General features: G+C 67.5%; 27 protein-coding genes. 12 read left to right on the forward strand and 15 right to left on the reverse strand.

What is annotated here, in order from left to right; translation table 11 throughout:
- Window positions 1-60: 60 nt before the first annotated feature.
- The 3 genes from A5730_RS10620 to A5730_RS10630 are packed head-to-tail and all read left to right on the forward strand — an operon-like array spanning window position 61 to window position 3,641.
- Window positions 61-1,257, forward strand: a complete 1,197-nt coding sequence (locus tag A5730_RS10620; RefSeq protein ID WP_067899252.1) for a cytochrome P450 — start codon at window positions 61-63, stop codon at window positions 1,255-1,257.
- Window positions 1,258-1,278: 21 nt separating this feature from the next.
- A complete protein-coding gene (locus A5730_RS10625) occupies window positions 1,279-2,496 on the forward strand; it encodes a CaiB/BaiF CoA-transferase family protein (RefSeq protein ID WP_067899670.1) in 1,218 nt (405 codons plus the stop codon).
- Window positions 2,493-3,641: a thiolase family protein gene (locus A5730_RS10630; protein WP_067899256.1), complete on the forward strand. Its 1,149-nt coding sequence runs from the start codon at window positions 2,493-2,495 to the stop codon at window positions 3,639-3,641. Before A5730_RS10625 ends, A5730_RS10630 begins: the two co-directional genes overlap by 4 nt.
- An 18-nt stretch (window positions 3,642-3,659) precedes the next feature.
- On the opposite strand, the gene A5730_RS10635 is transcribed toward A5730_RS10630, so the two are convergent.
- From A5730_RS10635 to A5730_RS10660, 6 genes are read right to left on the reverse strand one after another with little or no spacing between them, the layout of a single operon-like run.
- Complete coding sequence (locus tag A5730_RS10635; RefSeq protein WP_067899260.1) at window positions 3,660-4,853, reverse strand: acyl-CoA dehydrogenase family protein; 1,194 nt, start codon at window positions 4,851-4,853, stop codon at window positions 3,660-3,662.
- 13 nt (window positions 4,854-4,866) lie between these two features.
- Window positions 4,867-5,910, reverse strand: coding sequence for an acyl-CoA dehydrogenase family protein (locus A5730_RS10640; protein ID WP_067899263.1), 1,044 nt, complete (start codon window positions 5,908-5,910; stop codon window positions 4,867-4,869).
- 2 nt (window positions 5,911-5,912) lie between these two features.
- On the reverse strand, window positions 5,913-6,743 hold the full coding sequence (locus tag A5730_RS10645; protein ID WP_067899266.1) for an amidohydrolase family protein: 831 nt from the start codon (window positions 6,741-6,743) through the stop codon (window positions 5,913-5,915).
- Window positions 6,724-8,391 (reverse strand): acyl-CoA synthetase, encoded by a 1,668-nt coding sequence (locus A5730_RS10650; RefSeq protein WP_067899269.1) that lies wholly within the window; start codon window positions 8,389-8,391, stop codon window positions 6,724-6,726. Before A5730_RS10650 ends, A5730_RS10645 begins: the two co-directional genes overlap by 20 nt.
- A gap of 9 nt (window positions 8,392-8,400) precedes the next feature.
- A complete protein-coding gene (locus A5730_RS10655) occupies window positions 8,401-9,603 on the reverse strand; it encodes an amidohydrolase family protein (RefSeq protein WP_067899673.1) in 1,203 nt (400 codons plus the stop codon).
- 28 nt (window positions 9,604-9,631) lie between these two features.
- On the reverse strand, window positions 9,632-10,474 hold the full coding sequence (locus A5730_RS10660) for an enoyl-CoA hydratase (protein ID WP_067899272.1): 843 nt from the start codon (window positions 10,472-10,474) through the stop codon (window positions 9,632-9,634).
- A gap of 284 nt (window positions 10,475-10,758) precedes the next feature.
- Here A5730_RS10660 and A5730_RS10665 point away from each other — a divergent pair, with 284 nt between their 5' ends.
- The gene (locus A5730_RS10665; RefSeq protein WP_067899276.1) at window positions 10,759-10,995 is read left to right on the forward strand and encodes a general stress protein CsbD; all 237 of its coding nucleotides are present in this window, start codon (window positions 10,759-10,761) and stop codon (window positions 10,993-10,995) included.
- A 77-nt stretch (window positions 10,996-11,072) separates the two neighbouring features.
- Here the strand turns inward: A5730_RS10665 and A5730_RS10670 are convergent, their stop codons facing one another.
- Together A5730_RS10670 and A5730_RS10675 are read right to left on the reverse strand one after the other, a co-directional pair.
- Complete coding sequence (locus A5730_RS10670) at window positions 11,073-12,080, reverse strand: dihydrodipicolinate synthase family protein (RefSeq protein WP_067899278.1); 1,008 nt, start codon at window positions 12,078-12,080, stop codon at window positions 11,073-11,075.
- A gap of 44 nt (window positions 12,081-12,124) precedes the next feature.
- Window positions 12,125-12,922: an SDR family NAD(P)-dependent oxidoreductase gene (locus tag A5730_RS10675; RefSeq protein WP_067899281.1), complete on the reverse strand. Its 798-nt coding sequence runs from the start codon at window positions 12,920-12,922 to the stop codon at window positions 12,125-12,127.
- 221 nt (window positions 12,923-13,143) lie between these two features.
- On the opposite strand from A5730_RS10675, the gene A5730_RS10680 reads away from it, so the two are divergent.
- Window positions 13,144-13,953 (forward strand): TetR/AcrR family transcriptional regulator, encoded by an 810-nt coding sequence (locus A5730_RS10680; RefSeq protein WP_067899285.1) that lies wholly within the window; start codon window positions 13,144-13,146, stop codon window positions 13,951-13,953.
- 16 nt (window positions 13,954-13,969) lie between these two features.
- Here A5730_RS10680 and A5730_RS10685 read toward each other — a convergent pair whose 3' ends face one another.
- Together A5730_RS10685 and A5730_RS10690 are read right to left on the reverse strand one after the other, a co-directional pair.
- The gene (locus A5730_RS10685; RefSeq protein WP_067899287.1) at window positions 13,970-14,857 is read right to left on the reverse strand and encodes an enoyl-CoA hydratase/isomerase family protein; all 888 of its coding nucleotides are present in this window, start codon (window positions 14,855-14,857) and stop codon (window positions 13,970-13,972) included.
- Window positions 14,854-15,561 (reverse strand): hypothetical protein, encoded by a 708-nt coding sequence (locus tag A5730_RS10690; RefSeq protein ID WP_067899289.1) that lies wholly within the window; start codon window positions 15,559-15,561, stop codon window positions 14,854-14,856. Before A5730_RS10690 ends, A5730_RS10685 begins: the two co-directional genes overlap by 4 nt.
- A 131-nt stretch (window positions 15,562-15,692) precedes the next feature.
- On the opposite strand from A5730_RS10690, the gene A5730_RS10695 reads away from it, so the two are divergent.
- The 6 genes from A5730_RS10695 to A5730_RS10720 are packed head-to-tail and all read left to right on the forward strand — an operon-like array spanning window position 15,693 to window position 22,634.
- Entirely contained in the window at window positions 15,693-16,505 is an 813-nt protein-coding gene (locus A5730_RS10695; RefSeq protein ID WP_067899293.1) for an enoyl-CoA hydratase/isomerase family protein, read from the forward strand.
- A gap of 9 nt (window positions 16,506-16,514) precedes the next feature.
- Complete coding sequence (locus tag A5730_RS10700; protein ID WP_067899296.1) at window positions 16,515-17,327, forward strand: enoyl-CoA hydratase/isomerase family protein; 813 nt, start codon at window positions 16,515-16,517, stop codon at window positions 17,325-17,327.
- Entirely contained in the window at window positions 17,324-18,109 is a 786-nt protein-coding gene (locus tag A5730_RS10705) for an enoyl-CoA hydratase/isomerase family protein (protein ID WP_067899298.1), read from the forward strand. The genes A5730_RS10700 and A5730_RS10705 overlap by 4 nt, the downstream gene beginning before the upstream one ends.
- The gene (locus A5730_RS10710; protein ID WP_067899300.1) at window positions 18,109-19,575 is read left to right on the forward strand and encodes a class I adenylate-forming enzyme family protein; all 1,467 of its coding nucleotides are present in this window, start codon (window positions 18,109-18,111) and stop codon (window positions 19,573-19,575) included. Before A5730_RS10705 ends, A5730_RS10710 begins: the two co-directional genes overlap by 1 nt.
- Window positions 19,565-21,118 carry a class I adenylate-forming enzyme family protein gene (locus A5730_RS10715; RefSeq protein ID WP_067899303.1) on the forward strand — a complete coding sequence of 518 codons (1,554 nt, stop codon included), beginning with the start codon at window positions 19,565-19,567 and terminating at the stop codon, window positions 21,116-21,118. The genes A5730_RS10710 and A5730_RS10715 overlap by 11 nt, the downstream gene beginning before the upstream one ends.
- Window positions 21,111-22,634 (forward strand): class I adenylate-forming enzyme family protein, encoded by a 1,524-nt coding sequence (locus A5730_RS10720; protein WP_067899306.1) that lies wholly within the window; start codon window positions 21,111-21,113, stop codon window positions 22,632-22,634. Before A5730_RS10715 ends, A5730_RS10720 begins: the two co-directional genes overlap by 8 nt.
- 13 nt (window positions 22,635-22,647) lie before the next feature.
- Here A5730_RS10720 and A5730_RS10725 read toward each other — a convergent pair whose 3' ends face one another.
- Window positions 22,648-22,956: a hypothetical protein gene (locus tag A5730_RS10725; RefSeq protein ID WP_067899309.1), complete on the reverse strand. Its 309-nt coding sequence runs from the start codon at window positions 22,954-22,956 to the stop codon at window positions 22,648-22,650.
- 1 nt (window position 22,957) lies between these two features.
- A complete protein-coding gene (locus A5730_RS10730; RefSeq protein WP_067899682.1) occupies window positions 22,958-23,614 on the reverse strand; it encodes a DJ-1/PfpI family protein in 657 nt (218 codons plus the stop codon).
- A gap of 75 nt (window positions 23,615-23,689) precedes the next feature.
- Here A5730_RS10730 and A5730_RS10735 point away from each other — a divergent pair, with 75 nt between their 5' ends.
- Window positions 23,690-24,634: a GlxA family transcriptional regulator gene (locus tag A5730_RS10735; protein ID WP_067899679.1), complete on the forward strand. Its 945-nt coding sequence runs from the start codon at window positions 23,690-23,692 to the stop codon at window positions 24,632-24,634.
- A gap of 16 nt (window positions 24,635-24,650) precedes the next feature.
- Here the strand turns inward: A5730_RS10735 and A5730_RS10740 are convergent, their stop codons facing one another.
- From A5730_RS10740 to A5730_RS10750, 3 genes are all read right to left on the reverse strand, one after another.
- On the reverse strand, window positions 24,651-24,971 hold the full coding sequence (locus A5730_RS10740; protein ID WP_067899316.1) for a hypothetical protein: 321 nt from the start codon (window positions 24,969-24,971) through the stop codon (window positions 24,651-24,653).
- Between the two features lie 109 nt (window positions 24,972-25,080).
- Entirely contained in the window at window positions 25,081-25,758 is a 678-nt protein-coding gene (locus tag A5730_RS10745) for a GntR family transcriptional regulator (protein ID WP_067899319.1), read from the reverse strand.
- Between the two features lie 2 nt (window positions 25,759-25,760).
- Complete coding sequence (locus A5730_RS10750) at window positions 25,761-26,954, reverse strand: acyl-CoA dehydrogenase family protein (RefSeq protein ID WP_067899322.1); 1,194 nt, start codon at window positions 26,952-26,954, stop codon at window positions 25,761-25,763.
- Window positions 26,955-26,974 lie beyond the last annotated feature (20 nt).

The raw sequence follows: 26,974 nt of genomic DNA on the forward strand, positions 1-26,974 counted from the left end.
AAGAATTACAGTACGATCTTACGCGAAGGCTTGCCGTTCCCAAGATCTGGAGACCTCGATGTGACGACTGACGTTCACGCCGACGGCCAGACCGTCAGCCTGCGCGATCCGTACCCCTTCTTCGCCCGCAAGCGCCGCGAGGCCGGGGTATTTCGGGGGACGGTGATGGACTACTCCAAGACGCCCGAGGCGCTGATGCCCAAGCGCGAGTACTCCGCGGTCTCGTTCGACGCGGTGAACAGGGTGTTCCGCGACGGCCGGGTGTTCAGCTCGGCGCCCTACGACAAGACGATCGGCCTCTTCATCGGGCCGACCATCCTGGCGATGGAGGGAAAGAAGCACCGCGACCACCGCAACCTCGTGTCCGCGGCGTTCAAGTCCAAGGCGCTGGCCCGCTGGGAGGACACGATCGTGCGGCCGATCTGCAACGCGCTGATCGACGAGTTCATCGACGGCGGCCACGCCGACCTGGTCCGGAATTTCACCTTCGAATTCCCCACCCGCGTCATCGCCCAACTTTTGGGCCTGCCCGCCGACGACCTGCCGGAGTTCCGCAAGCGCGCGGTGCAATTGATCAGCTACCACGTCGACTATGAGCGCGCCTTCGAGGCGTCGGCGGCGCTCAAGGACTACTTCGTCGGGCAGATCGAACAGCGCAAGTCCGCTCCCACCGAGGACATCATCGGCGATCTGGTCACCGCGGAGATCGACGGCGAAAAGCTCAGCGACGAAGCCATTTACTCCTTCCTGCGGTTGTTGTTGCCCGCGGGGTTGGAGACCACCTACCGGTCCTCGGGCAACCTGCTATACCTGCTGCTCACTCATCCGGACCAGTTCGCCGCGGTGCAGGCCGACCGCGGGCTCTTGCCGCAGGCGATCGAGGAAGGGCTGCGCTTCGAGACGCCGCTGACCACCGTGCAGCGATTCGCCACCGAGGACACGGAGCTGGAAGGCGTTCAGATTCCGGCGCGCTCGGTGGTCGGGGTCTGCATCGGGGCGGCGAACCGCGACGAGCGGCGCTGGGATCGCGCCGAAGAATTCGACATCTTCCGCAAGCACCTACCACACATCTCCTTCGCCGCCGGCGAGCACACCTGTCTGGGATTGCACTTGGCGCGGTTGGAAACCCGCGTGGCGGTCGAGTGCCTGCTGGATCGGGTGACCAACGTCGCGCTGCTCACCGACGACGATCCACACATCCACGGTCAGCCGTTCCGTTCCCCGACAGCGCTTCCCGTGACGTTCGACGCGAAGTAGGGTCCGAAAATGGTCAAAGTGATGTCGGGCTTCCGGGTCCTCGAACTTGCGCAATTCACCTTCGTCCCGGCCGCGGGCGCCATCCTGGCCGATTGGGGCGCGGACGTCATCAAGGTCGAACACCCGCTGCGCGGCGACACCCAGCGGGGCTTCCTCAACATGGGCGGCATCCAGGTCGACCCGGAGCGCCATCCGCTGATGGAGCATCCCAACCGGGGCAAGCGCAGCGTCGGGATCGACGTCTCCACGCCGGGCGGCCAGGAAGTGATCTACGAACTGGCGAAGACCTCCGATGTGTTTCTCACCAACTACATGCCGGCGCAACGCCAAAAGCACAAGTTCGACGTGGAACACATCCGCGCGGTGAACCCCAACATCGTCTACGCCCGCGGCTCGGCGTACGGCGACAAGGGCGCCGAACGAGACGTGGGCGGTTATGACGGGACGGCGTTCTGGACGCGCAGCGGCATCGGCTACGCGTTGACGCCCGAGGAGCTGGGCGGCGCACTGGGACAAGGCATTCCCGCGTTCGGCGACTCCATCGGCGGCATGTTCATCGCCGGCGGCATCTCGGCCGCATTGCTGCATCGCGAGCGCACCGGCGAGGCCCTCGAGCTCGACGTGTCGTTGTTGAGCACCGCCTGGTGGGCGGCGGGCGCGAGCATGACGCAAGGCATGGAGACCGGTGAAGTGATGCGCACGTTCATGCCGGGCTCCGCGGCCGCGATGTCGGTGAACCCCTTCATGGGCAACTACCTGACCTCCGACGGCGGCACGATCAACTTGTGCATCATCAGCCCGACCGGCTTGATCCGCGACACCTTCTCCCACCTCGGCATCCCCGAGGCCGCGGACGATCCGCGCTTCTCCGAGGTGCTCCCGCTGATACAGAACGCCGCGGCGGCCGCCGAGCTGATCGCGAAGGCCTTCGCCGCCAAGCCCTTCGACTACTGGCGGACGCATTTGAAGACGATGAAGGGTCAGTGGGCGCCATTCCAGAGCCTGCTCGACCTGGCCAACGACGAGCAGGCCCTTGCCAACGACATGGTCAGCGAGGTCGAACTGGCCAGCGGCGGAAAGCCTTTCCGCGTCGTGCGCGGACCCGTGCAGTTCAATCACGAGCCGCTGGTGACCACACGGGCGCCACAGGCCTCCGAGCACACCGAGATCGTGTTGATGGAACTGGGCATGGATTGGGACCGCATCGAAGAGCTGAAGGAATCGGGAGCCATTGCGTGACGAATGACGTGGCCATCATCGGTGTGGGGCTGCACCCGTTCGGCCGCTTCGAGGGCAAGACCGCCATGGAAATGGCCGCGGACGCAATCCAACTCGCGGTCGCCGACGCCGGCATCGAGTGGAAGGACATTCAAGCCGCCACGGGGGGAAGCTGGACGGTGGCCAACCCGGACGCGATCGTCGCCATGGTGGGCTTGTCGGGCATCCCCTTCACCAACGTGTTCAACGCGTGCGCGACGGCGGCCAGCGCCGCCAAGGCGTGCGCGGACGGCATCCGGTTGGGCGACTACGACATCGGCATCGCCATCGGCATGGACAAGCACCCGCGCGGCGCGTTCACCGAGGACCCGGCCCTGGTGGGGATGCCGCGCTGGTACGCCGAGAACGGGCAGTACCTGACCACCAAGTTCTTCGGCATGAAGGCCAACCGCTACCTGCACGAGCACGGCGTCTCGCAGCGGACGCTGGCGCGGGTGGCCGCCAAGAACTTCCGCAACGGGGCGTTGAACGCATGCGCCTTTCGCCGCAAGCCGATCTCCGAAGAGGACATCCTCAGCTCGGCGATGCTGAACTACCCGCTCACCCAGTACATGTTCTGCGCGCCCGACGAGGGCGCCGCCGCCGTCGTGATGTGCCGCGCGGACATCGCCCACCGCTACACCGGCACGCCGATCTTCTTGCGGGCGGTTCAGGTGCGCACCCGTCGCTACGGCGCCTACGAGGTCAACACCACCTTCGCCCCGGTCGACGAGGACGTCTCACCGACCGTCTACGCGTCAAGCGCAGCGTTCGAGATGGCCGGCGTGGCACCGGAGGACGTCGACGTCATCCAGCTGCAGGACACCGACGCCGGCGCGGAGATCATCCACATGGCCGAGTGCGGGTTCTGCGCCGACGGGGAGCAGGAAAAGCTACTGGCCGAAGGTGCCACCGAGATCGGCGGATCGATGCCGATCAACACCGACGGCGGGCTCATCGCGAACGGCGAGCCGATCGGGGCGTCGGGGCTGCGCCAAATCCATGAACTGGTGCTGCAGCTCCGCGGCCAGGCCGGCGATCGCCAGGTGCCGGGCGGGCCGCGCGTCGGGTTCGCTCAGCTTTACGGCGCGCCGGGCACCGCCGCGGCGAGCATCCTGACGACCTGAGCGCCTCGCCGAGCGCTATCACGATACCTGCTTGACCGGCGGCGAGTAATTGGGCTTGCCCAGACCGAGCATGTACTGGGCGATCATGTTGCGGAACACCTCCAGCGTGCCGCCATAGATGCCCACCAGCGGGGCGAACCGGTACGCGTATTCGGCGCTGCCGTCGTCGGCGGCGCCTTCCGTACCGAACGACAGCATGGACGCCGCCCCGAGGATGTCCATGAGTTCCGGGGAGATGTCGCGCATCGTCTGCGCGATGGCGACCCGACCGAAGATGCTCGGGGTGGCCAGCGCCGTCTCCAGCCGCGCGACGCAGCGACCCAGCCGATACGCGACGGACCTGTCGTCGATGAGCCGGCGCCCGTCCCCGTCGGACCGTGTCACGGCCGCCGCGGCCCGGTCCACCGCCTGAGACAGAAATCCCGCCTGGTGCATCATGATTGACGTGTCCTGCAGCCCGTCCGGCGCGGCGGCGACGGCGCCGTGCTCGACGTTGAGCGGTTCGCGCAGCACCGTCCAGCCGCCGTTAACCTCGCCCAGCCGGTACTTGTCGTCCACCCGGACGTCGCTGTAATAGACGATGTTGGTCCGGTCGCCGTCCACCGTGCGGATGCCCTGGATCTCGATGCCGGGCGAATCCAGCGGGACCAGGAACATGGTCAGGCTCTTGTGCTTCGGCGCGTCGGGGGCGGTGTTGGTGATCAGGAAAACGTATTGGCAGTTGTGGGCGCCGGTGGTGAACATCTTGGAGCCGTTGATGATCCACTCGTCCCCGTCGCGTACCGCGCGCGTCTTACAGGTGGCCACATCGGAGCCGCCTTCGGGCTCGGTGTAGCCGAGGCACAACCGCACCTCGCCGCTGAAGACCTTCGGCAGCACCTCCTCGCGCAGTTGCGGCGACCCGAACTTGTCCACCGAACGGGCCACCATCGCGGTGGTGCCCCACGTCACCCACGGCACGTGCACCCGCCGCTTCTCCAATTCCCAGACGCGGCGCCGCACGCGGCTGAAGCCGCCATCGGATTCCGGCTTCCACTCGGCGGCCAAATACCCTGCGGCGCCGAGCTTCAGGTGCAGGCCCTCGTCGAAATTATCGCCCGTCTCCCGGTCCCGACGCCTGACCTCTTCGGTCATGTGCGTGGCCAGAAAGCTGCGCGCCTCGTCGCGGAATGCCTTGTCCTCGTCGGAGAGCTCGACGCGGGAGAAATCCATGATGCGCTCCTTCCTAGGCCGGCTGGGCCTCGCGGGCGGTCACGATCTCGGCGACGCGCCGGGCCGCGGTGCCCGGATCGCCGCCCGCAAGTGGCCATCCCCGGGCGCGCACGAGGTACGCCGTCGCGGCGGCTTCGGACGAGACCCCAAGTCCGCCTTGGATGTGCACGGCCATGGTCGCCGCCCTGGCGGCCTCCTCGGCCATGAAAACGAATGCGGATGGCGCCAATTCGGGTCGCTCGCCGGGCTCGTTGTCCAGGAACCAGGCGGCGCGCCGGGCCAGGTTGCGCCCGCCCTGGACGGTGATGGCCATGTTCGCCAGCGGATGCGAGATCGCCTGCAGCGTCGAGATGGGCACGCCCAGCGTGTACCGGGTCTTGGCGAACTCGGCGGCGATGGTCATGGTCTCCTCCACCAGCCCGACCAGCGCCGCCGCGGTCAACAGCCGCCATTCGTCCAGCGCCAGTTGGTAAGTCGCCGTCGCCTCGGGCCCGTCGGCGAGGGTCTCACGCGTATCCGCCGCGGCCGGGTCCACCCAGGCCATCGGCAGGCGGCCGATGTTGTCGACCTTCGCCGGGCGGGTGGCGAAGGTCAGGCACACGACTTCGTCGCCATCGCGGACGATGATCTCATCCGCGATCGACCCGGAGGGAATCAGCCGCGGGCCGCGGCCGGCATCGATGCGCGGGTCGAGCGCGACCAGCCGGTCTCCCTCGGCGACCCCGGCGATATCGGCGCCCAGACGCCCCAGCAGCCGTGCGGCGCAGACGTGGTCGATCCACGGCACCGGCGCCAACGACCGGCCGAGTTCCTCGGCCACCAGGGTGAGGTCGACCAGGGTGGCGCCGTCCCCGCCGCACGCCTCGGGCAGCGCCATCGTGGTCGCGCCCATCCCGCACAGCCTCTCCCACAGGTTCTTATCGAAACCCGATGGCTCTGCGGCGCGGACGGTTTCGATCGAACAGTGGGTCTTGAAGAACTGCTTGTACGCATCCTGCAGGGCCACATGGTCGGGGGACAGACTGTAGTCCAGTCTGCGTAGTTCGAAGCGGTCCATCGTTACTCGTCCTTCCCGAAGAAGAAGTCCTGCGCGTTGTTGTAAAGGTAGTTGTCGAGCACCTCGGCGGGTAGATCCAGCGCACGGGCTTCCGGTATGACCCGCCGCATGGGCAACACCGGCCAGTCCGACGCGTAGATCACCTTGTTCGGACCGCGCGTGCGCATGTAGTGCAGCAGGCTCTCCGGCAGCCGCTTGGGCGACCACGCCGAGGTCATGAGCCGCAGGTTGGCGTACTTGAGCAGCAATCGGATAGCGACGTCCCACCACGGGTCGGCGCCGTGGATCATGCACAGCCGCAGTTCGGGAAAGCGCACGCATACCCGGTCGAGGTGCATGGGGTGCTGGACCTCGCCGGGTATGGGCGGTCCCGGGATGCCCGTGTTGATGCACAGCGGGAGATCGAGCTCGGCGCACTTGGCGTAGAGCGGGTAGTAGACCGCGTCGCTGGGCGGGTACTGGCCGTCACCCCAAAAGCTCGGCCCCACTACGGCATACGCGACGGGCAGCTCCCCCGCGACGGCCGTCAGCTCGCGCAGTGACCGCACCGGGCGCAGCAGGTTCACCCCACCCATGGCCAGCGCGAACCGGTCGGGCCTCGCTTCGACGAACTTGCGCGCGGTCGTGGACGGGTTCGCGAGCGAGTCCATCAGGATCGCCTTGCGCACACCCTGTTCGTCCATCTCGGCGAGCAATTCGGAGAGGTCGACCGGTGCGAACATCGATTCGGGGCCCTTGAAATAGTCGTCCCTGACCTTGAGCATCCACGTCGGCTGGGATTCGGCCTCCCCGAAGTGGACGTTCACCAGGCAGTCAATCGCTTTGGTGTTCATGACTTCCTTCGGGGTCGGACGGAACCAGCGCGGTCACCGGCATGTGTTGGGTGGCTTGCTCTCTGGCCCACCGGTAGTTGGGCTTGCCGTTGCCGAGGCGTTCGATCTGCTCGACGAAGATGACGGCCTTGGGCGCCTTGAAATGCGCCAGTTGCGCCGTGCACGCGTCGTGCAGGGCGTCTGGGCGCAGGCGCGCATCCGGGTGCGCCGCGACGAGGGCGACTACTTCTTGCCCCCACCGCTCGCTCGGACGCCCGACGACCAGGGCGTCGACTACGCCCGGCTGCGCGCGCAGCACTTCCTCGACCTCTTCGACGAAAACCTTTTCCCCACCGGTGTTCACGACCAGCGAGTCGCGGCCGAACAGGCGGATGGTGCCGTCGGGTTCGAGCGATGCCCGGTCGCCCGGTATCACCACCCGCTGACCCTCGATTTGCGGGAACGTCCGCTGGGTGGCCTCCGCGTCGCCGAAGTAACCGAGCGGAATGCGGCCGGTCCGGGCGGCCCAGCCGATCTCCCGCTCACCGGGACGCAGGAACCGGGTGCGGTCGGCCGACACCACGGTGGCCCCCTCCCTGGGCTGAAACGTTTCGCTGGCGGTCCCCTCGCGGCTGTGCCCGAACGCCATGTTGCCGCTCTCGGACGACCCGTAGCCCTCGATGATGGTGATGTGGGGCAGGCATTCCATCAGTGCGCGTTTGTGTCTCGCGTTGGTCGCGGCTCCCCCGGTGCCGATCGCCTGCAGCGCGGACAGGTCGTAGTTGCGCGCGCGCAGCTCGGCGATCAGTGGCCCGGCGTACGCGTCGCCCACCATCGTCATCATGCCCACCTTCTCGCGCTCGGCGGTCTCCCACACCGACCGCACGTCCAGCTTGTTGCGGTCGTCGTAGAGCACCACGGGCAGGCCGGCGCACAGCGCGGCGAAGGCGGTCCACATGCCGGCGGCGTGCATGAGCGGAGACACCGCGAACCACGGTTGTCCGCCACCGGCGACCTTGTCGTGGATCTCGGTGACGCTGGCATGGTCGGCGCCCACCATCGACGACACGTACATGTCGCTCTGACGCCACAGCACGCCCTTCGGACGGCCCGTCGTTCCGCCGGTGCACATCATGATCAGGTCGTCCGGGGACCCCTCGTCCCCGCGCTCGGGGCTGGCGCCCGCCAGGGCGTCGTCGAGCGGAATCGCCCTCGGCAGCTGGGGAACCCCGCTGCCGTCGTCGATGGAGATCAGCAATTCGGTGCCGGCCGGCGGCAACACGTCGGCGAACCGGGCGCCGAGCGAGCGGTGATAGATGATGCCGCGGGGCTTGACGTAGTCGAGCAGGTCGCGGATTTCCCGCGGCGAGTAGTGGTGGTTGACGTTCACCGGGACGGTGCGGGCCTTGAGGCACCCGATCAGCATGTCCGGGTAGAGGTCGTTGTACATCAGCAGCGCGATGCGGTCCTGGCCACACTCCCAGCGCTCTAGGCCCTCACGCGCCGCGTAGACACCGAAACCCTTGCCGCCCAGATAGTTCGCCAATCGGTTGGTGCGCCGCGCGGATTCGGCGAACGTGCTCTTGCGGTCGCCACACACGGTCATCAGGCGGTCGGGCACGACGTCGGCGATGGCGTCGAGAACGGCGCCCACGGTCCATTCGCTCATAGTGGGCGGCTAGACGGCCGAGGCGACCGGAACGCCGAGCAGGTCAAGGGCGTTGTCGCGCATAACTTTACGGACATCGGCTTCGCTGAAGCCGGTGAGCTCCTCGGCGAAGGAGACCGGAGTTTCGAGGCCCTCGCCGTGCGGCCAGTCGGAACCGAACAGGATCTTGTCGATGCCGATGACGTCGGCCAGCTCGGTCAGATCGTCCTCATAGTAGGGCGCGATCCACACGTTGTTGCGCAGCTGCTCCACCGGATCCTCGGGGAAGTCACGGGGCTGGGTGTTGGCCGCCTTCTTCAATCGCTTGATCAGCCGGTGGACGAAGTACGAGCCGTTCTCGATGCTGACCGCCTTGAGCTTTGGATGGCGGGTGAACACGCCGTGCACGATCATCGAGGCCATCGTGTCGTGGATGGCACGGTCATCGAGGAGCACGTTGTCCAGTGGATCCTTCGCGCCGAAGCCCTCGAACGTTGCCTTGCCACCCCACGCCGCCGCGATGTGCAGATAGCCGCTGTCGCTGAGGTGGAATCCGACCGGCACTCCCGCCTCGGCCAGCCGGGCCCACACCGGGTCATGGCTGGGATGCCCCAGCGAGCGCGGCTTGACCAAGCCGGGCACCGGCGCCGGGCGCACCAGCACCAGCTTGGCGCCGCGCCCCAACACGAACTCCACCTCTACGAGCGCCTTCTCCGGATCGGCCAGCGAGATGATCGGCGCGGCAATGATGCGGTGATCCTGCCGGTCGAAGCCCCAGTCTTCGTCGAGCCACAGGTTGAACGCGTGCACCGACGCCATCGTCGCCTCGATGTCGTGCTTGAGCGCCTCCTCGACCCCGCACGCGAAAGTCGGCAGCATGAACACACTTTCGATGTCCTGGGTGTCCATCACCGCGATCCGCGCGTCGCGATTCTGATACTCCGGGTGCTCGGCGAGCCGCTCGACCTTCATCAGCGACGCCGGGTCCACACCTTCGGGGATCTCCCCGCGGAACAGCAGATCCAGGCAACCCGGCACGATAATCGGATCGAAGGTGGGGTTCGGCACGAAGTGGTTGACGCGACCGCCGATCACGGCCAGAGTGCGTTTGCCCTGAGTGACCATCTGGACGCCGCGGCTCTTGAACGCCTTGTCGAGATGGCGGGTGAAGGCGTCCAGCGGCTCGTAGTAATGGTTGTCGACGTCAATCGCTTGATAACCCAAGGTGGCCATGATCATCCTTTCCGGCCTTAACGCGACACTAAGCGTCGGTCGAGTTGAGCGAGGGAAATTGCGGGGGCCGCTTCTCGAGGAAGCTGGTGATGCCTTCGATGACGTCTGGCCGCGGCATCGCCTCGTGCAGTAACACCTCGGCGCGCGACGTCGCATCGACGACATCGCGGGTGGCGTCGCCGTACACCTGCCGCTTGATCACTGCCATGGAAGCCGGCGAGCAATTGCGGGCGATGTCCTCCGCGTAGTCCAGCGCGCGCTTCATCAGGTCCTCGGACGCCACCACTTCTTTGACGAGGCCGAGCTCGGCCGCCTCCTCGGCGAGGAAGGTGCGCCCACTCAACAGCAGATCCAGGGCGACACCCCAGGTGGTGAGGCGCGGCAGTATCCAAGAGATGCCGAACTCCGCGATCAGCCCGCGCCGGGCGAACACGGCGGCGAACTTCGCACCGGCGGCCGCGAACCGGACGTCACACATCAGCGCCTGGGTCAATCCGATGCCGACGCAGGCGCCGTTGATCGCCGCTATGACGGGCTTGCGCAGCGTGGTCACGAAATGCGGCGGGCGCTCCCCGACCAGTTCGGCCAGGTTGGTCTGACTCGCCCGTTCCATCGTGTCCCCGTAGGTCGGCGCGGAGCTCGGCGTGCCCAGATACGCGCCCGCACAAAATCCCTTGCCCCGGCCGGTGAGCACGATCGCTCGGATGGCCGGGTCGCGTTCGGCGCGGTCGATGGCGGAGTAGAACCCGGCTGCGATGTCCGGGCCCCAGGCGTTGAGCCGGTCCGGACGGTTGAAGGTCAGGATCGCGACGCCGCTGCCGGTGGCCTCGTAGAGCACTGCGCCTTCGGAAGCGCCGTCGCTGCCGGACATCTCCCCCGATACCTCCTCACGATCGCGTACCGGATTGCGCGATATTTTGTACGCATACTGTATACCTATCGGTACCGTTTTCCACAACCGCCGCTACGCGCGTGAGAACCCCGGCCGAACTGCGGCTTTCGCGTCACTGAACCGCGAGTCCGACCGCCGCCACCGACACCCCGGATCGGTTCGCGCCGGCGGGTGTGGCGAGCGCCACGTCCCATCCACGTTTGCCCACGGCGGGCAATCGGGAAAGCAAACGGGGATACCCAATAAATACGGAGGGGAACGCAATGGTTGACGCCAAGAGTGGTCCGATCGAGGCCATCCAGGGCATCGTCGAGGCCGTGTTCGGTAAGGCCAAGGAGATCGTCGGCACCATCATCGGCCGCAACGACCTGGTCAACGAGGGTCAGGCCCAGCAGGACAAGGCCGACGCGCAGCGCAGCGCGGCGAAGAAGGAAGCCGCGGCGGAGAAGGCCCGCGCCAAGGCCAAGGCCGCCGAGGCGCGCGAGAAGGCCGAACAGTAACGGTTGACGAGAAGCCCGGTCACCGAAGGTGGCCGGGCTTCTCGTTATTTCCCTGTGGACCAATCGGTTTGGCGGCCCTACGCGCCGATGAGTCCCAGGCGGCGGTAGGCCTGCTCGATCTGCGACTTGGCTTCCGGCGGCAATTCCGCCTGCGGGGGCCGCGAATGCGGATACGAACCGATCGGCAGGCCCAGCAGCGAGGCGGCGTACTTGAAGGCGCCGCCCCAGTGGGTGAAGTAATCCGGCCGCCCGGGATAGCAGGTCCACCAGGACCCGATGTCGAGATCGAACTGGTCCAGTCCCGACTCGCGGCCGAAGTCCATGGCCTCGAGCAGCTTGTCGTTTTGCACCAAATCCCAATAGTGGGAGAACAATCGCCGCTGCGGCGTCTCGAACAGATAGCCCGCCGTGCCCAGCTGCGCCGGGCAGACGATCCCGTCGCGCAGCCATCCCGCGCGATACACCGTCTTGTCGCACTCCCAGAGCACCAAGCCGGGGGCCAGTTGGTGCAGCAGCCGGCTACTCGCCGGCCGGAAGGCGCCCTCCTTGGTGGCGCACACCGCGGGCACCTCGTCGTAGATCCGCGCGCTTTCCGCGGCGGTCAGCACGTAGCCGGACGACGGCGAGTTGAACATGCCCAGGGCGATGTCGGTGCGGGCGGCGATGTATTTGAAGAACCGCAGCACGCCCTCCCCGCCGTGCGCCTCCATCATCGGCGTTTGGATGTAGGCGATGTCGGCGCCCGCCTCCTGGGCGTGCAGCGTCAGGTCCAGGCAGTCCTTCGCTGTGATCGCCGCCGTGCACGCCTGCACGACGAGGTCGGGGTTGACGGCCCGGCCCTCCTCGATTGCGACCTCCAGCAAGCGTTTTCGCTCATCCATGGTCAACGCCCAGAATTCGGCGAGGCCGCTGGTGCACCACAGCATCGGGTGCCCGAGGTCGCCGACGCAATAGCGAACCAGCGTCCGGTAGGCCTCCCAGTCGATGTCGTCGCCGTCCTGGCCGCAGAACGGGGTGTAGAGCGAGTCACCGATTCCCCGCAATGCCCCGCGCGCCCAAGCGCGCGCCTCACGTGCCGTCGCCACAGTCGACTCCTTCTCCTCAGCCGAAATTTCTCCGGTCCGGACCCTCAGGTGAAGTCCGAACCACCGTCGACGTTGATGTTGGCCCCGGTCATGTAGGAGTTGCGCCGCGACGCGAGGAAGGCGACCACCGGCCCGATCTCCTCCGGCAGGCCGGCCCGGGGCAGGTGGGCGGGATGGCCAAAGTGCTTGGCAATGGCGTCCATCAGCGCGTAGGGGTCGTCGCCGTCCACGCCCACCGACTTCGCCCAGCCGACGAGTGACTCCGAAGCGATGCTGCCGGGCGACACCACGTTGACCAGAATCTCGTCCTTGGCCAACAACAGCGAGAGGTTCTTCGAGACGCTCGTCAGCATCGATTTGGCCGCCGTGTACGCGGGCAGCATGACGCTCTGCCGCTGGGTCGAGTGCGCCGAGAAGTTGACTATCCGCGCCCATGGCGCCTTGCGCAGCAACGGAAGTGCCGCGCGGACGCAGCGCACCATCCCGAGCACGCCGTCTTCGACGGCCTCGCGCCATTGCTCGTCGGTCAGATCGTCGAATGTGCCGGCCGCGCCCGGGCCTACCGTGTTGACGAGCACGTTGAGTTCGCCGCCCCAGCGGCGGTCGAGCTCGGCGAACGCCGCGTCGACCTGGCCGGCGTCGGCGATGTCGGCGACGAGCCCGAGCGCATCGGCGCTTCCGCGCGCCTGCAGATCGGCCACCGCCGAGTCGAGCGCGTCACGACTACGGCCGATGACCGCGACCCTGGCGCCCTCGTCGGCGAGGCAACGGGCGGCCGCCAAACCCATCCCGCGGCTGCCGCCGACGACCGCCGTTGCGGCATCCGCCAGGCCTAAATCCATGGCAATTCCCGTGGCTTATCGGGTGACTCGTTCAATGGCTTGTGCCCGGTCATCTTCGCCCGTCCAGCCTTCGTTACCAAAAAGCCTACGATAGGTATTACAGTAGCAGATGGAAAAACGCACGGAAGGCCGGTTGACGGTCATCGTCGAGCGGCGATACGCCTACGTATGCGCAGGTGAGTCGGCAGGGCTCGCCGACCGCATGCCCAGGATACATCGTGATGGAGGTGCCCGTAGTGGCAAAGCAAGCTACCGCCGATAAGCGTCAACGACGCGAACGCGGATCCATCAATCCCGATGACATCATCAGTGGCGCATTCGAACTCGCGGAACAAGTGTCGATTGACAACTTGAGCATGCCGCTGCTGGGCAAACATCTGGGCGTCGGCGTCACCAGCATCTACTGGTACTTCCGCAAGAAGGACGACCTGCTCAACGCGATGACCGATCGCGCGTTGAGCAAGTATGTGTTCGCGACCCCCTACGTCGAAGCCAGTGACTGGCGCGAGACGTTGCGCAACCACGCGCGCCTGATGCGTAAGACGTTCATGGGCAACCCAATTCTGTGCGACCTGATTCTGATTCGCGCCGCGCTCAGCCCGAAGGCCGCGCGGCTGGGTGCCGAGGAGATGGAGAAGGCGATCGCCAACCTGGTCGAGGCCGGGTTGTCGCCGGAGGACGCCTTCGACACGTATTCGGCGGTTTCGGTGCACGTGCGCGGGTCGGTGGTGCTGCAGCGGTTGTACGAGAAGAACCAATCCACCGACGATGGCGCGCGCGCGATCGAGGATGCGGTTGCCATCGATCCCGAGAAGACCCCGCTGCTGGCCCAGGTGAGCCGGATCGGTCATCGGATCGGCGCTCCCGATGAGACCAACTTCGAATACGGCCTGGGCTGCATCCTCGACCACGCCAGCCGCCTGATCGAGGAGGGCAAGGGGGCGAAAGCCGGCAAGGCGGCGCCGTCCCGGCAGCGCAAGGCCGCCAAGTCACCCGGGTCGCGGGCGGGCACTAAGGCCCCGGCGCGCTAGCCGGCCAATCCGCTTATCACGCTTCGGGTTCCGGCACGTCGAAGTGCTCATCTCGAAGCCGGAACGCCTCCTTGGTTCCGTGCTGTGCGCGGGTTTTGACGAAGTTGAACTCGCCCGGCCCGAATTGCAGGTTGGTGCCGAAGGCGTGAAACAGATAGCTGGCGACTTCCTCACCCTGGTAAGCCTGACTCTGTTCGACGAGCCGGAAGGCCTCCTTGGCGATGACCACCCCGTCGGCGGGCATCTTCGCCGCCTTCTCGGCCCAGTACCGCGCCCGCGCGGGTACGGCGGCGGAATCGCAGGTGTCGGTGAAGATTCCGAGGTGTTCGAGCTCACCCGCCTCGATGATGTCGCCGGTCAGCAGCAGGCGCCGCGCCAGCACCGGTCCCAGCCGGTGGAAGAACATGTGCAGGCTGCCGAGCGCGGGGCCGAGGAAGCGGGTCGCCGGCATCCCGATCTTCGTATCGCGCGCGATCACGGAGATGTCGGTCATCAGCGCCATCTCGAAGCCGCCGCCGAGCGCGTAGCCGGCGATCTCGCCCACCGTGACCTTGGGGAAGCCCATGAAGTTGTGGTAGAAGCCAAATGACTTGCGGTCCACCGTGAGTCGTCGGCGCTGGCTGGGCCGGCGCTTTGCCGCCGCGTCCTCGCCCTTTTCTCCCCGCTCGCCGTACCAGCCATAAGCGTTGTTCATGTCGGCCCCGGTGGAGAAGACACCACCGGCGCCGCGCAACAACACCACCGTCAGGTCATCGTCCTCGGCCACCCGGTCCAGGCAGCGGGCCAGCGCCTCGCGCATCGCGGCGTCGTAGGAGTTGCGCTGCGCCGGATTGTTCAGCGTGATCGTCGCGATCCGGCGATCGCGGTCGACTTCGAACAGCACGCGATCGTCCGGGGCGGTCATGTGTCGGACTCCTTTCGCCGCCTGCCGAATCGAAATCCGGTCAGCTTTTCCGGCGGTGAAGCCAGCGTGTTCACCTCGCCGGTGCAGAGCACTTCGTCGTCCAGCAGCAGCCGTGCCGTCGAGGCGATGCCGCGTTCGATCTGCGAGCGGGCGATGTCGAACCGCAGCTCGGTCAACACCGGCGTCGGCCGGCGGAATGTCACGACCAGCGACCGCGTCTTGCCCGAAAGACCCGTGACGCAATTGTGGTGTTGGATCGCGCAATCGAAGAAGACACCCAGGAAGCCGCCGTGCACCAATCCCGGGGGGCCCTCGTAGGCCAGCGGGAAATTCACTCGCCCGGCCGCTTTTTCGGCGTCGAGGTGGTCGAACCGATACCGGGGAAAACAGGGGTTGTAGGCGCCGATGTCGGTCGCGTGGTTGAGGTAGACACGTCGGGGATCGTCGGGGACGTCACCGATGCGCGGCGCGTTGTCGGCCGGCGCCGCGACGCTCAGCTCGCGCTCCCACTCGGCGAACTTCGCCACCATGGCATCCACCGTCGGATGCGGGTGTTCGAGCGAAAGCAGCAGTGCGGTCAGGCGCCGCATGGCGCCGGCGGCGGCCACGGTCTGGGCAAGGGGCTGCTCGCCGAATCGGGCGTCGCCTGCGCTGGTCGATTCGGGCGCGGCCTGCCCGTCGGCTCGCCCCTCCTGCAAGGCCATGCTTCTCTCTTTTCGCTCGGGTTCCGGCCCGGCTATTTCCGGCGGCAGCGTACCCTGCTAACTTATACAGCGTATCAATCGTATTGCCTACTGTATGGGTAACCGTATCGGCAGAAAGGCCGGATTCGACGGTGAGTCAGGAGGCCGAGGCGGCCGGTGCCGACGGCTCGGTGACACTGCGCCGGGAGGGCGCGGTGTTGCGGGTGACACTCGATCGCCCCTCCCGGCGTAACTCGTTGAACCAGAACATGATCGAAGCCTTGGTAGCGGCACTGACCGATGCCGCCGCCGACGATGCGCTGCGCGTCGTTCACATCCGGGGCGGCGAGGACTTCTGCGCCGGGGTGGACTGGGTCGCCGGCAACGACCGGCAGCGCCCGCGCACCGGGGATCTGGTGCGGCGCATCCCCCACCAAGCTCACCGCGTCATCGAGCTCGTCACGAGCATCCAGCTACCGGTGCTTTGCAGCGTGCGGGGCTGGGCGGCGGGGTTGGGCTGCAATCTCGCGCTGGCCGCCGACTTCACCGTCGCCGCCGCCGACGCCGTGTTCTGGGAACCCTTCGTGGACCGCGGATTCAGCCCCGATTCGGGCGCCACCTGGCTGCTGCCCCGGCTGGTGGGCCTGGCGCGGGCCAGGCGCATGCTGCTGCTGGGCGAGCAGGTCAGCGGGGTTGACGCGGCCGATTGGGGATTGATCCACGAAGCGGTCAGCCCCGCCGAACTCGATGACACCGCCGAAAAGTTGCTGGAACGGCTGGCCGCGGGGCCGACGACCGCGATCGGGCTGGCCAAGCAGGCGCTCGGCTTCGGTCAGCACGCGACCCTGACCCAATCCATGACCCAGGAGCTGTTCAACCTCGAACTATCCTGCCGGACAGCCGATTTCAAGGAGGGCCTGGCGGCCTTTCGGGAGCGGCGACCACCGAAGTTTCACGGCCGATGAGGGAGCAGGATGCCTACTGACTCGTTCGACACCATCAATTACGAGGTCGACGGGCATACCGCCACCATCACGCTGAACCGTCCGGATGCCCTCAACGCGCTCAGCCCGCACATGATCACCGAACTACGGGCCGCCTACGACGAGGCCGAAAACGACGACAAGGTATGGGTCCTCGTCGTCACCGGCACCGGACGCGCCTTTTGCACCGGGGCCGACGTCAAGGCCATTCCCGGCGACGGCAAGGTCGTCTACGAGCGGCCGTACCTGTCGACGTACGAACAGTGGGAGGCCCCCCAGGAGGGCACACCGCCATTCCGCCAGATGGCCAAACCGGTGCTGACCGCCGTCAACGGGTTGTGCTGCGGTGCGGGCCTCGACTGGGTCACCACGTCGGACATCGTCATCGCGTCCGACCGAGCGACGTTCTTCGATCCCCACGTCAGCATCGGCCTGGTGGCCGGGCGCGAGCTGGTGCGGCTGGCCCGGGTGCTCCCCCGTTCGGTCGCCTTGCGGATGGCGTTACTGGGCAAGCACGAGCGGATGGGTGTCCAGCGGGCCTTCGAGTTGGGATTGGTCAGCGAAATCGTCGAGCACGAACGGCTTCTCGAACGCGCCCACGAACTCGCCGGGATCGTCAACTCCAATGCGCCGCTGGCCGTGCGCGGAACCCGGCTGGCGATCCTCAAGGGCCTCGATCTGCCGCTGCACGAAGCCGAGATGCTCGCCGAAGCGTTCCGCGAGCGCGTGCTGCGGACCGAGGACGCGCTCGAGGGCCCCAAGGCCTTCGTCGAGAAGCGGGCGCCGGATTGGCAGTGTCGATGACGTTCGAGACGATCCTGCTCGAAATCGACGCGACCGACCGGGTCGCGACCATCACGCTGAACCGGCCCAACCAGTTGAACGCGTTCAACCGCACCATGTGTGAGGAGATGGCCCACGCCTGGCGCACGGTCAAGCTCGACGAGTCGGTGAACGCCGTGGTGCTGCGGGCGTCCGGTGACCGCGCGTTCAGCGCCGGGCTCGACATCAAAACACCGTACGGGCAGCCCGAAAACATCTGGAACCACGAGGATCCCGGCGAGGCCCTCAGCCCGAAGTGGCAAAAGATGTGGAAGCCGGTCGTGTGCGCCGTCCAGGGCATCTGCACCGCGGGCGCCTTCTACTTCATCAACGAATCCGACGTCGTCATCTGCTCGGAGGACGCGACTTTTTTCGACTCGCACGTGTCGGCCGGCCTGGTCTGCGCGCTGGAGCCGATCGGCCTGATGCGGCGCATCGGCCTGGGCGAGACCTTGCGCATCGCGCTGATGGGCAACGACGAACGGGTCAGCTCCGACACCGCGTTGCGAATCGGATTGGTATCGGAGGTGGTCGCCGCCGACCGGCTCTGGGACCGCGCGCACGAGATCGCCGCGACCATCGCCGCCAAGCCACCGACCGCGACCCAGGGCACGGTGAAGGCGATCTGGGAGTCGCTCGACAAGCCTTATCGCGCGGCCATGGAGCAGGGCCTGATCTACACCCGGCTGGGCAATCCGCTCGGTACGGCCGAACTCGCCGCCCAGCGGGGCAAGGCCGGTGCGGGCGAACCGAAGATCCGCTGATGGTGCGTCACCCGCTCAGTCAGCGCATCGCCCACGTGCTGGATCTGCAACCGGACGCGCACGCGATTGAGTTTGCGGGCCAATGGCACTCGTGGCGGCAGGTGGGCGATGCGGCGCGGCGCACCGCCTCGCAGGCCGGCCCGGGCCCGGAAGTCGGGATGCTGCTGCGCAACCGGCCCGGCCACGTGGCGGCCTTCCTCGGGGTGCTGCTGGGCGGCGGAACGGTGGTCACCATCAACCCCTTGCGCGGGGACGAGCGCACGCGCGCCGACGTCGCCGCGCTGGAGTTGCCGTTGATCATCGGCGAGGCCGACGACCTGGCCGCGCACGTCCCGCCGGGGACCCGGATGCTGGCGATCTCGGCTTGCCTGGAGGGCGGCCCCGTGCGCCATGGCGGAGTTCCCATCGCTCGGGCCGGCGTCGCGGTCCGGATGCTGACCAGTGGTACGACGGGCCCGCCCAAACGCATCGACCTCGGCTACGACATGCTGGCGCGCAGCGTGTTGGGCGCCGACCCCGACAGCGCCGTGGCGCCCACGGAGCTACGGCGGGGTGTGGCGATCGTCAACTCCCCGCTGGTGCACATCGGCGGCGTGTTCCGCGTGCTGCAGTGCGTCGTCGAGGCCAGGCCGTTCGCACTCCTCGAGCGGTTCGAACTCGACGCCTGGACCGAGGCTGTCCGCAGGCACCGGCCGCGCACCGTATCGCTGGTACCCGCGGCCCTGCGTACGGTGCTGCACTCCGACGTGCCGAGGGCCGACCTTGCGAGCATCCGGGCCGTCACCTGCGGCACGGCCCCCCTGACGGCCGACGACGCCGACGCCTTCACCGCCAAGTACGGCATCCCGGTCCTGACCTCTTACGCCGCAACGGAGTTCGGCGGCGGCGTGGCGGGCTGGACCCTGCCCGACTACGAACGGCATTGGGCCGCCAAGCGCGGCAGCGTCGGCCGCGCCAACCCCGGCGCGCAGCTCAGGGTGGTCGGGGACGACGGCACGCCGCTCGGCGCCGACCAGGTCGGCCTGCTCGAAGTCAAGCCGGGCCAGCTTGGCCCGTCGGCGGCGTGGATGCGAACCACGGACATGGCCCACATCGACGCGGACGGCTTCGTCTGGATCGTCGGGCGGGCCGATCAGGCGATCATCCGCGGGGGGTTCAAGGTGATGCCCGACGACGTGCGCACCGCCCTGGAGAGCCACCCCGGCGTCGCCGGCGCGGCGGTGATCGGACGCCCCGATCAGCGCCTGGGTGCGACGCCGGTCGCCATGGTGGAATTGCGCGAACCCGCGTCCGTCGAACCCGAAGCGCTGGCGGATCACCTCCGAAACAAGCTGGCGCGCTACGAGATTCCCACCGAAATCGCGATCGTCGACGCCATCCCGCGGACCCCGTCGGGCAAACCCGATCTGGGCGCGGTCCAGCGCTTCTTCAGCGCGCCCGCCGCCCACACCGACCATGCGCGGTGACGCTCCGACCGTCGCCGAGCTACTGGCGCACCAGGCCCGCTCGCGCGGAGACCGCCCGCTGCTCGTCTGCGACGGCGGCCGGATCGGTTACCGGGAAGCCGAGGAGCGATCGGCGGAGCTGGCCCGCGGACTGATCGCGGTCGGCGCGGGCAAGGGCACCCACGTGGGCCTGCTCTATCCCAATGGCGTGGGCTTCGTCGTCGCGATGCTGGCGGCGGCGCGGATCGGAGCCGTGGTGGTCCCGTTCTCCACGTTCGTCACAGCTCGCGAACTACGCGAACAGCTGGTTCACAGCGACACCGAAATCCTATTGGCCGCCAAGTCCTTTCGCTCCCACGATTACGTGCGGCGGCTGGCCGAGGCGCTGCCGGATGCCGAGCTGGTCGCCGACGACCGGCTCTTCGTCATGGCCGCGCCGCAGCTGCGCCACATCATGGTCGATATCGAACGGGCATGCCTGCGCGCGCGGACCGTCGATCCCGCCCTGTTGGCGGCCATGGAGGACGACGTCGACGGCTGCGATCCGTTGGCCATCGTGTACACGTCGGGCTCCACCAGCGCCCCCAAGGGGGTGGTGCACACGCACGCCGCGCTGCTTGCGCATCAGCGGAACCTCAACGAGATCCGCGGATTGACCGCCGACGACAAGCTGTTCTGCAATTCGCCCTTCTTCTGGATCGGCGGATTCGCGTTCGGGCTGCTCGCGACGTTGGTCGCCGGGTCGACGCTGGTGTGCTCGAATGCCGACGATCCCGGCGCGACGCTCGACCTGCTGGAGGCCGAAAGACCCACCATCACCAACGGTTTCGCCGCCGGGATCGCTCACCTGGCGGATCACCCGAGCTTTTCCCGGCGCGACCTGTCGTCGATGCACCGCGGCAACCTGTACCCGATCATGGCGCCCGACGTTCGACCGGCGGACCCGGAACTGCGGCACAACATGCTCGGCATGACCGAAGCCGGCAGCGTCGTGCTGATCAGCGACGACGAGTCCGACCAGCCGGAAAGCCGCCGCGGATCCTTCGGCAAGCCCGCGCCCGGATTCGAGACCATGATCCTGGACCCGGATCCCTCGGGGGTCGGTGAACTGTGCATCCGCGGGCCGTATGTGATGCAGGGTTATTACAAGCGCAGTCGCGAGGAATGCTTCGACGCCGACGGCTGGTTCCGCACCGGCGATTTGGTGCGGTACGACGCAGAGGGATTCTTCTACTACGTCGGCCGCCTCGGCACGATGATCAAGACCGCGGGTGCCAACGTCTCGGCGGAAGAGGTCGAACGGGCCATCACCAAGGTCACCGGCGGGCTGGCCGCCCACGTCACCGGCGTGCCCGACGCCAAACGGGGACAATTGGTCGCGGCGGCCGTGGTGGTCGCCGACGGCGCCGCCTTCGACGAGGACGCCCTGCGCGACCGGCTGAAGACGGAACTGTCGGCATACAAGATTCCCCGCATGTTGCTCGCCGTGTCGCGCTCGCAGCTGCCGCTGCTCTCCAGCGGCAAGGTCGACCGGGCAGAGCTGAGGAAGCTCCTCGATGCCTGACTCGACAACCATCGACGAGCTGGTGCGTTCTCGCGCCGAGCTTTACGGCGACAAGCCGATGGTGATCGACCCGGGGTCGCGCACCAGCTACCGCCAACTCGACGCGACCACAAGGCATCTCGCCGCGGTCTTCGTCGAGGCCGGCGTCGGCAAGGGCACCCGGGTCGGGCTGATCATGCCCAACGGCACCCGCTGGGTCGAGGTGGCACTCGCGGTGACCCGCATCGGAGGCGTGCTGGTTCCGCTGAGCACGCTGTTGACGGCGACCGAACTGACCGCGCAGCTGCGTGCCGCGGCGGTGCAAATCCTGATCAGCGTCGAGGAATTCCGCGGGCATCGTTACCTCGACGACCTCCCACCGCGCACCCGGCTGCCCGCCCTGCGCCAAGTCTGGACGGCCGACCGACTCGCCGCCGCCACCGCCGGCGACCGGGCCCGTGTACTCGTCGACGCCATGACGCAGACGGTCGCGGCCGCCGACCTTTTGGCCATCATGTTCACCTCCGGCAGCAGCGGGGCGCCCAAGGGGGTCATGCATTCGCACGGCAGCGCGCTGGGCGCCGTGAACTCGGGCCTGGCCGCGCGCTGCATCACCGCCGACACCCGGCTGTATCTGCCGATGCCGTTCTTCTGGGTCGGCGGCTTCGGCGGCGGAATCCTGTCGGCGCTGCTGGCCGGCGCCACCCTGGTGACCGAGGAGATACCGCGGCCGGAGACCACGCTGCGGCTGCTGGAGGCCGAGCGGGTGAACCTGTTTCGCGGCTGGCCCGACCAGGCCGAGACCCTGGCGCGGCACGCCGCCGCGGTCGGCGCCGACCTGTCGGCGCTGGGCGCGGGCAGCCTGCAGGCCCTGCTGCCGCCGGAGCGGCGTGCGCAACCCGGCGCCCGGGCCGTGCTGTTCGGCATGACCGAGGCGTTCGGCCCATACTGCGGCTACCCCGCCGACACCGACCTGCCCCCGGCGGCGTGGGGCAGTTGCGGAAAACCGTTCGGCGGCATGGAAGTTCGCATCGTCGACGTCGGCACCGGCGAGCCTGCCGCGGCAGGCACCGTCGGCGTGATCCAGATCCGGGGCCCGCACACGCTGCGCGGCATCTGTGGTCGCAGCCGAGAAGAGTTGTTCACCGCCGACGGGTTTTACCCCACCGGCGACCTGGGCCGCCTGGACGAGCAGGGGTTCCTGTTCTACCACGGACGCTGCGACGACATGTTCAAGGTCAGCGGCGCCACCGTATATCCCGGCGAGGTCGAACGCGCGCTGCGCACCATCGACGGCGTTCGCGGCGCCTTCGTCACCAACGTCCCCGGGCCGGCTGGCCAACGGGTGGGCGCGGCCGTGGTGTGCGACGGCGCGATGTCCATCGATGAGCTGAGCCGGTGCACGCGAAAGCTGCTGAGTACGTTTAAAGTACCGACGGTGTGGCTGCTGTTGGGGTCGGACGACCACGTCCCGCGCGGCGGGACCGGCAAGGTCGACACCGGCCGGCTGCGCGAGATGCTGACGTCGGCGGGTTGACCGTCGGCGACCGTCAGTGCCGGACGCCGGAGACCGGCGAGCGCGGCAGCCGACCGGCGCGCGAATGTCCACTCATGGACTCCCCGTCGACCACGACGTCGAAGTCCAGATTGAGCCGCATGGGCTTGGTCACTGATTGCCGCCAGGTCAGCCGGGTACCTCCCGCGGCCGCGCTGGACGTCAAGTCCCGCAACGGAACTGATTCGTTCTTGTAGGTGGCCGTACCGGCCAGCCCGTCACCCAGTTCGGTGAACACGTACCGCACCGCGAGCGTGCCGATCGGCGTCTTGATCGTCACGTCCCACACACCCTCGATGCCCAACCTATGCCTCCATCGGTTCTCGTCCCGCCGGGCGCCACACGGTGCCCCGACGCTCGTACTCGAATAGCTTCTCGACGGCGTGTGCGACCCGTGGCCCGTACCACCGATCCAGCAGGTACAGCGCCAGATCCAGCCCCGAGGTCACCCCGCCGGCGGTGACCACGTCCCCGTCGTCAACCACCCGGGCGGCCACCGCATGCACGCCGGCCGCCTCTAACAGCTCCAGCCCCAAGTGGTGGGTCACCGCGTGGCGCCCCTCGATCAGGCCCGACATGGCCATCACCACCGATCCGCCACAAACCCCGGCCACCGTGATCTCCGGATTGTCAAAGGCCTTCCGCAACAACGGTGTCAGCTCCGTCTGCGCCGCCCGGGCCAACAGCACCGGGATGGTCTCGACGCCGTCGTCCGGGTCGCCGGCTATCGGACCACTGGCGCCCGGCACCATCACGCAGCCGGGCACGGACGGATCGAGTGCGGCGGTGGCGGTCAGCGCCAAACCACGTGTGCCACTGGTGACGCTGCGCGGACCCTCCGCCGACACCAGCGTCACCGTCAGGTCACCGCCCACGCACTCGCTGCCCGCCGCCAGCACTTCGAACGGGGCGATCACGTCGAGCGGGTCAAATCCGTCGTACAACACGACTTGCGCATGCATCCCGTCATGGTCACCGGCTTGCGCCGGCCGCACCAGTGGCTGGATTGCCACTATGCACCGGTATATTGCCAAGCCATGCATTCCGTCGCGATTCTGGCCGAGCCGGACGTCATCGCGTTCGACCTCGCCATTGCGATCGAGGTTTTCGGACGGGTCGCCCTCGCCACCGGCGCGCCCGGGTATCGCGTGCGCGTGTGTGGCTGCGACCCCGTCGTGCCGGCCGGACCGATCCGGGTCGCCACCGATCACGGCCTGGAAGGACTCGACGGTGCGGACACCATCGTGGTGCCCGGACGCAACGACGTCGCGGTGGGTGTGCGCGAGGACGTCGTGGCGGCTCTGAAGTCGGCGCACCGCAAGGGAGTCCGCATCGCCTCCATCTGCAGCGGCACCTTTACCGTCGCCGCGGCGGGCATCCTGGACGGCAAACGCGCGACCACCCACTGGGCCGCCGCCGACTCGTTCTCGGCCCGCTATCCCAACGTCCGGCTCGATGCCGCCGCGCTGTACGTGGACGAGGGCCAGGTACTCACCTCGGCCGGGGCTTCCGCGGGTCTCGACTTGTGCCTGTACATGGTCGCGCGCGATTACGGCTCGGCGGTGGCCGCCGACGCCGCCCGGCTAGCGGTCACGCCCCTGCACCGCACCGGTGATCAAGCCCAATTCGTCATCCGCAATCGCGGAAAGTCGCTCACCGAACTCGACGGCTTGCTGGTCTGGCTGGAAAGCAACGCGCATCTCCCGTTGACCCTCGGTGAAATCGCCCGTCAGGCCGCCACCAGCGAACGAACCCTGAATCGGCGGTTCAAGAGCGAGACGGGCCAAACACCGATGCAGTGGCTGAACGGCATTCGGATCCGGCACGCAGAGGAGTTGCTGGAGACGAGCTCCGCCGGTGTCGAAACCATCTCGCGGCTGGTCGGATTCGCGTCGGCCACGAATTTTCGCGAGCAGTTCCGCCGACTGGTTGGAGTGGCGCCGCAGAGCTACCGCAACGCTTTTCGCGACCAGCGCCCCTGACCGGCGCCGACCAGCCCTAGGGCACCCGGGTCCAGGGCTGGCAGTTCTGTGACTCGAAGGCCTTGACCGAGGTGTTGATGTTCGCGTACATCGGGCCGATCGACGTATTCGTCTGCAGCACATGGTCCTTGTTCGCGTCGGGCGTGCTATAGGTGAACCAGGAGCACATCGAGCCCTGGGTCGGCACGTCGTTGATCCAGACACCGAAGGCCGACCCGGAACCGCCGGTGTGGTAGAGGCCCGGAGCGATGTCCGGGCCCACGATGAAGACACCGTTGCCGGGGATCGGGTCGAGCGGGTCGGCCAGCGCCGGCGGTGCCAGGGCGACGGCCGTCATCACCGAAACGAACAGGGCCGATGCGGTAACCGTTCGGGGCACTTTCCCTCGCTTTATGTTGTTGCCCCCTGTCACGCAGCCTATGCCGAGGCGCGCTGGGGAACAACCATCAGTCACCGTCGACGACCACGCCTCGCGCGGTGAGATGATCGATCAACGGCACGGCGCCCGCGGCGAGATGCTGCGACATGGCCGCGCGCGCGAGCCCCTCGTCGCGCTTCTTCAGTGCGGACAGGATGCGACGGTGGTCCCGCATCGACTGCTCCGGCCAGCCCTCGATGGCCGGGAACACCGATTCCGGTGCGTAGCGGGTGATTTGCAGCATCAGCTGGGCGAGTTTCGGCGAGTCCGCGGCGACGTTGATGGCGCGGTGGAATTGGTGGTTTAGGCGCACCGTCCGCTCCTCGTCGTCGCCGGCGTAGGCGTCTTCGAGTTCCGCCTGGATCTGTTTGAGCTCGCGCAGTTGATCGTCGGTGATGTTGATCGCGGCCCGCGCCGCGAGTTCGCCACCGACATGGGCCTGCACGTTGGCGACGTCGGTGACGTCGCGGCCGGTCACCGGCAACACCATGAAACCCCGCCGGGGTTGCTGGGCGATCAGGCCTTCCGCCCGCAGGGCGAACAGCGCTTCCCGCACCGGCGTGACGCTGATTCCCAACTCGGCGGCCAACTGGTCCAGCCGGACGTAGGACCCCGCGAGGTAGGTGCCGTCGAAGATCCGACGGCGGATGAGGCGCGCGACGTCGTCGGAAAGTTGTGGTCGCGCGGCGAAATCCGGAACGCTCATCGCTACACCTGGTACTCGGCGAGGAGGCGCTTGCTGATGATCGACTTCTGGATTTCGCTGGTTCCCTCGCCGATCAGGAGGAACGGCGCGTCGCGCATCAGGCGCTCGATCTCGTATTCCTTGGAATAGCCGTAGCCGCCGTGGATCCGGAAGCTCTGCTGGGTGACCTCGGTGCAATACTCGCTGCACAGGTACTTGGCCATCCCGGCGGCGACGTCGTTGCGCTCCCCCGAGTCCTTCAGCCGCGCCGCGTTCACCATCATCAGGTGTGCGGCTTCGACTTTGGTGGCCATCTCGGCGAGCTGGAAGGCGATGGCCTGGTGCTCGGCAATGGGCTTGCCGAAGGTGTGCCGTTGTTGCGCATAGCGGACCGCGAGCTCGAAGGCGCGGATGCCGACACCGCACGCCCGCGCCGACACGTTGACCCGGCCGACCTCGATGCCGTCCATCATCTGGAAGAAGCCCTGCCCCGGGGTGCCACCCAAAACGTCGTCGGCGCCGGCCCGGTAGCCGTCGAAGATCAGCTCGGTGGTGTCGATGCCCTTGTAGCCCAGCTTGTCGATCTTGCCGGGGATGACCAAGCCCGGCGCGACTTCACCGAATCCCGTTGGCTTCTCGACGAGGAAGGCGGTCAGGTTTCGGTGCGGCTTGTCGGCGCCCTCGTCGGTGCGCACCAGCACCGCGATGAGCGTGGAGCTTCCGCCGTTGGTCAGCCACATCTTCTGGCCGTTGATGGTGTAGTCGCCGTCCGGGCCCCGCACCGCCCGGGTCCGGATCGCGGCGACGTCGGACCCGAGTTCCGGCTCCGACATCGAAAAAGCGCCCCGCGCTTCGCCGGTCGCCATCCGCGGCAGGAACCGCTGCTTCTGCGCTTCGGTGCCGTGCTGGCGCAGCATGTAGGCCACGATGAAGTGGGTGTTGAGCACGCCGGACACGCTCATCCAGCCGCGCGCGAGCTCTTCCACACACAGCGCATAGGTGAGCAGCGACTCGCCCAGCCCGCCGTACTCCTGCGGAATCATCAGGCCGAACAGGCCCATGTCGCGCATCCGGTCGACAATGTCCTGCGGATAGGTGTCGCCGCGTTCGAGCTCCGCGGCGTTGGGGATCACCTCCTTCTCGACGAATTGCCGTACCGTGGCGATGATTTCGGTTTGGAATTCGGTCAGCCCGAGCGTCTGGGCGAGCTTGGTCATGCGTTGTCTTTCGGTCCGGG

This window comes from Mycobacterium sp. ACS4054 (assembly GCF_001667275.1).
Classification (GTDB): Bacteria; Actinomycetota; Actinomycetes; order Mycobacteriales; family Mycobacteriaceae; genus Mycobacterium.

What these genes read in the sequence shown, in the direction of transcription:
- A5730_RS10665 (WP_067899276.1), top strand. Translation starts at nt 10,759, where the DNA reads ATGGTTGACGCCAAGAGTGGTCCGATCGAGGCCATCCAGGGCATCGTC.
- A5730_RS10700 (WP_067899296.1), top strand. Translation starts at nt 16,515, where the DNA reads ATGCCTACTGACTCGTTCGACACCATCAATTACGAGGTCGACGGGCAT.
- A5730_RS10710 (WP_067899300.1), top strand. Translation starts at nt 18,109, where the DNA reads ATGGTGCGTCACCCGCTCAGTCAGCGCATCGCCCACGTGCTGGATCTG.
- A5730_RS10655 (WP_067899673.1), bottom strand. Translation starts at nt 9,603, where the DNA reads ATGGCCACCTTGGGTTATCAAGCGATTGACGTCGACAACCATTACTAC.
- A5730_RS10635 (WP_067899260.1), bottom strand. Translation starts at nt 4,853, where the DNA reads ATGGATTTCTCCCGCGTCGAGCTCTCCGACGAGGACAAGGCATTCCGC.
- A5730_RS10715 (WP_067899303.1), top strand. Translation starts at nt 19,565, where the DNA reads ATGCGCGGTGACGCTCCGACCGTCGCCGAGCTACTGGCGCACCAGGCC.
- A5730_RS10645 (WP_067899266.1), bottom strand. Translation starts at nt 6,743, where the DNA reads ATGAACACCAAAGCGATTGACTGCCTGGTGAACGTCCACTTCGGGGAG.
- A5730_RS10745 (WP_067899319.1), bottom strand. Translation starts at nt 25,758, where the DNA reads ATGAGCGTTCCGGATTTCGCCGCGCGACCACAACTTTCCGACGACGTC.
- A5730_RS10660 (WP_067899272.1), bottom strand. Translation starts at nt 10,474, where the DNA reads ATGTCCGGCAGCGACGGCGCTTCCGAAGGCGCAGTGCTCTACGAGGCC.
- A5730_RS10720 (WP_067899306.1), top strand. Translation starts at nt 21,111, where the DNA reads ATGCCTGACTCGACAACCATCGACGAGCTGGTGCGTTCTCGCGCCGAG.
- A5730_RS10685 (WP_067899287.1), bottom strand. Translation starts at nt 14,857, where the DNA reads ATGACCGCCCCGGACGATCGCGTGCTGTTCGAAGTCGACCGCGATCGC.
- A5730_RS10730 (WP_067899682.1), bottom strand. Translation starts at nt 23,614, where the DNA reads ATGCATGCGCAAGTCGTGTTGTACGACGGATTTGACCCGCTCGACGTG.
- A5730_RS10650 (WP_067899269.1), bottom strand. Translation starts at nt 8,391, where the DNA reads ATGAGCGAATGGACCGTGGGCGCCGTTCTCGACGCCATCGCCGACGTC.
- A5730_RS10640 (WP_067899263.1), bottom strand. Translation starts at nt 5,910, where the DNA reads ATGGACCGCTTCGAACTACGCAGACTGGACTACAGTCTGTCCCCCGAC.
- A5730_RS10625 (WP_067899670.1), top strand. Translation starts at nt 1,279, where the DNA reads ATGTCGGGCTTCCGGGTCCTCGAACTTGCGCAATTCACCTTCGTCCCG.
- A5730_RS10735 (WP_067899679.1), top strand. Translation starts at nt 23,690, where the DNA reads ATGCATTCCGTCGCGATTCTGGCCGAGCCGGACGTCATCGCGTTCGAC.
- A5730_RS10680 (WP_067899285.1), top strand. Translation starts at nt 13,144, where the DNA reads ATGGAGGTGCCCGTAGTGGCAAAGCAAGCTACCGCCGATAAGCGTCAA.
- A5730_RS10740 (WP_067899316.1), bottom strand. Translation starts at nt 24,971, where the DNA reads ATGACGGCCGTCGCCCTGGCACCGCCGGCGCTGGCCGACCCGCTCGAC.
- A5730_RS10675 (WP_067899281.1), bottom strand. Translation starts at nt 12,922, where the DNA reads ATGGATTTAGGCCTGGCGGATGCCGCAACGGCGGTCGTCGGCGGCAGC.
- A5730_RS10690 (WP_067899289.1), bottom strand. Translation starts at nt 15,561, where the DNA reads ATGGCCTTGCAGGAGGGGCGAGCCGACGGGCAGGCCGCGCCCGAATCG.
- A5730_RS10750 (WP_067899322.1), bottom strand. Translation starts at nt 26,954, where the DNA reads ATGACCAAGCTCGCCCAGACGCTCGGGCTGACCGAATTCCAAACCGAA.
- A5730_RS10705 (WP_067899298.1), top strand. Translation starts at nt 17,324, where the DNA reads ATGACGTTCGAGACGATCCTGCTCGAAATCGACGCGACCGACCGGGTC.